This is a genomic window from Variovorax sp. M-6 (assembly GCF_052114385.1).
GTDB lineage: Bacteria > Pseudomonadota > Gammaproteobacteria > Burkholderiales > Burkholderiaceae_C > Variovorax.
This window is the reverse complement of sequence record NZ_JBFREQ010000083.1, coordinates 1-3,018: the sequence shown is the minus strand read 5'-3', so window position 1 is coordinate 3,018 and position 3,018 is coordinate 1. Positions and strand designations below refer to the sequence as shown.

The 3,018-nt window shown below is 64.2% G+C and carries 4 protein-coding genes; 3 read left to right on the top strand and 1 reads right to left on the bottom strand.

The genetic code is table 11. From position 1 onward, the window contains the following. The coding region (locus AB4Z46_RS35135) for a DUF2092 domain-containing protein (RefSeq protein ID WP_442288177.1) at positions 1 to 476 on the bottom strand (476 nt) is incomplete at its 3' end. Between the two features lie 431 nt (positions 477 to 907). On the opposite strand from AB4Z46_RS35135, the gene AB4Z46_RS35130 reads away from it, so the two are divergent. The 3 genes from AB4Z46_RS35130 to AB4Z46_RS35120 all read left to right on the top strand — a co-directional run bounded on the left by AB4Z46_RS35130 (position 908) and on the right by AB4Z46_RS35120 (position 2,822). Beyond that, positions 908 to 1,555 carry a response regulator transcription factor gene (locus tag AB4Z46_RS35130; protein WP_442288176.1) on the top strand — a complete coding sequence of 216 codons (648 nt, stop codon included), beginning with the start codon at positions 908 to 910 and terminating at the stop codon, positions 1,553 to 1,555. Between the two features lie 41 nt (positions 1,556 to 1,596). Beyond that, positions 1,597 to 1,968, top strand: coding sequence for a response regulator transcription factor (locus AB4Z46_RS35125; RefSeq protein ID WP_442288175.1), 372 nt, complete (start codon positions 1,597 to 1,599; stop codon positions 1,966 to 1,968). A gap of 62 nt (positions 1,969 to 2,030) precedes the next feature. Continuing rightward, the gene (locus tag AB4Z46_RS35120; protein WP_442288174.1) at positions 2,031 to 2,822 is read left to right on the top strand and encodes a hypothetical protein; all 792 of its coding nucleotides are present in this window, start codon (positions 2,031 to 2,033) and stop codon (positions 2,820 to 2,822) included. The last annotated feature ends 196 nt before the right edge of the window (positions 2,823 to 3,018 follow it).

Sequence of the window (3,018 nt, the reverse complement as noted above, 5' to 3'; positions counted from 1 at the left end):
AGGTCGGCAAAGGGGAAGTAGATCGCGGCGTTGTCGAAGGCCTGCTTGAGCATGGCGTCGATGGTGGGCGGGGCCGGTGCCACGGCAACCAGGTTCTCGGCTGGTGCGAAGGCGGTGATGGTCTTGCCGTCGTAGGAGAACTCCGAGGCGGGTCCGTCACCGAGAGTGAGCACGCGCAGCCTGTCGGGGCGCTGCAGCAACACCTCTGAAATGGTTCCGTAGGCCAGCGCGGGGCCGACGCTGCTCGGGCTCTCGTAGGTGGTGACGGCTGTGAACGACATCGAATTGGCGGTCGTCAGAGCACCGCCCATCGCGCGCAGGAGGTCGATCGCCTTGGTTTCGAGTTCGGCCTGGGCTGACTTCGCGGCCGACCTGGCGGGCTTGGTGGGAGGAGGTTGCTGTGCGATGGCATCCGCCATCGGCGAGAGGCTCAGCGCGACCAGCAATGTGCAGGCGGAGCGTTGGAGTCGGATCATTGCTGATTTCCTTCATCGACGTGGATGGACACAGGCCCGAATCGCGGGCGCATGGATCTGCTCGCCGGACGGGCACTGCGCCTTGCGGTTCAATTCAGTGCCGAGGATAGTGACAATGGCGTCGACGCGCACCTTCCCCTTCGGGAAGTAGCCGGCGAGTCACCAGCCCACGTTTCTCGGCGGCGCAGTAAGCTCGCACGTTCGAGGCAGAACTGCCGCTCAGAGCCAAGTTCGTGGTTTGCCGAAACTGGGGAAAGCTGTGCCTGGCCGTGATCCACTTGCGTGGATCGGGCCCGATTCACTGAATGAAGAACCGTGAAACTGAGAAAATCACTCGATTGCCGAGCCCGGTTCCATGATCGTGGCCGACGCGATGGCGCCTGTGCCGGCGTCCGTTTCAGGCTGTCGGTCGGGCTGGAACTCGCCGCAGCATGAACGCGACCGAACCCATCGTCCACGTTGTCGACGACGACGTTTCGTTTCTCACCGCCACGTCCCGATTGCTGCTCGTCAGTGGGTTCACCGTGAAGACCTTCCTGTCTGCGAGTGAATTTCTTGCGCAGTGCGACAGCAACGCGCGCGGTTGCGTGGTGGCGGATCTGCAGATGCCCGGATTGAATGGGCTCGACCTGCAATCGGCGCTCGCACTGACGCGCAACCCGCTGCCGCTGCTCTTTCTTACCGGCCACGGCGATATTGCTTCGACGGTGCGCGCGATGCGCGGCGGTGCGGAGGACTTTCTGGAAAAGCGAGCCCCCAAGGAGGAACTGCTCGACGCGGTACGGCGCGCCCTGGCGCGAGACGGGCACGAGCGCCAGGCGAGGGCACGCCGAAGCGAGCTGGAGGAGCGCTTCGGCGCACTGACGGGGCGAGAGTTCGAGGTACTCTCCCACGTTCTGCGGGGCAGGCTCAACAAGCAGATTGCCGGCGATCTGGGAATCAACGAACGCACCGTGAAACTGCACCGCACGGCGATCATGATGAAACTGGGGGTAGGGTCCGTCGCGGCGCTGACCCGACTGTCGCAGGAGGCGGGTGTGTTGACGTCGGCCGCACCGACCTTCCCTAAGGGGAAGTAGACAAGGGGTTCGGAGGCGCCCAAAGTGCGCGTTGACCTCCGATGAGCACCATCACCCCCATCTATGTCGCTGTCGTCGATGACGACGAGAGCCTGTGCCGATCTCTTGGCAGACTGCTGCGCGCGTCGGGCATGCAGCCGATCACCTATGGCTCGGCAGAAGCGTTTCTCGCAGACACGAAGCACCCTCGGTTCGATTGCCTCGTTTTCGATGTCCAGCTCGGGGGGATGTCGGGCATCGAACTGGCCCAGCGCCTGGTTGCCGAAGGTGGACACGCGCCGTTCATTTTCATCACCGCGCACGACGACCGGGAGATGCGCGCCGCGGCGCAAGCCGTCGGCTGTGCGGCCTACTTTCGCAAGAACGATACCGGGGCCGACGTTCTCGAGGCCATCCGTCGAGCGGCTGGCTGAGCATGGATTTTCATCGTCTTCATTTTCGCGGCATCGCTGCAGCGCTTGCGCTCGCCCTCGCCATGTGCGCGCTGGCGCCGACGCCGGCTGCTGCACAGGCGTCGCAGGTCGACCCCGCTGCCGACAACTGGCGGTATGGCCTGTCGGTGTACGGCTATCTGCCGAGCCTGAGCGGCTCGACGAGCGCACCGGCGGGCGCAGGTGGAGCGTCCATCAACGTCAGCGCCGACAAGATCATCGACAAGCTGAAGTTCACATTCATGGGTTCGCTCGACGCGCACAACGGGAAGTGGGGCTTCTTCACCGATTTCATCTATCTCGACCTCGGCGGCAGCAAGGACCGCAGTCGTTACTTCACGATCGGGGACGTCGGGCTCGCGCCGAGCACCACGGCAGATCTGGGCCTGAACCTCAAGGGTTCGATCTGGACGTCGGCGGGCGAATACCGCGTGCTGTCCGATCCGGCGCTGACGCTGGACCTGCTCGCCGGGGCTCGCATGCTCAGCCTGCAGCAAACCCTGAGCTGGAGCATCACCGGCGACCTGGGGCCGGTCGCGACCGTCGCGCGTGTCGGCAGCGTCAAGCACAGTGAAACCGTGTGGGACGGCATCGTCGGCGTCAAGGGGCGGCTTGCCCTTGGCGAATCCGGGAAGTGGTCGGCTCCGTTCTACGTCGATGTCGGCACCGGCGAGTCCCGCCTGACCTGGCAAGTGGCCGGCGGCATCAGCTACGCGTACGCATGGGGTGAACTCAGCGCCATGTGGCGCTATCTCGCCTACGACATGAAGTCGGGCAAGACCATCAAGGATCTTGGATTCAGCGGACCGATGTTCGGCGCGACTTTTCGTTGGTGAATGGCCTCAACCATCTGGATACGCGCATGCCAAAAACAATTCCATCCGAAGCGGCGACGGACCTCACGCAGGACTCGGCAACCCGCGTGGCCAGGCACATGGCCAAGACGCAGAGCCGGGACATGACGCGCCTGGTGCTCGGGCTGATCAGGCCCTACCGGGCCTGGCTCGTGATCGTCTTCGCCGCGATGATGGT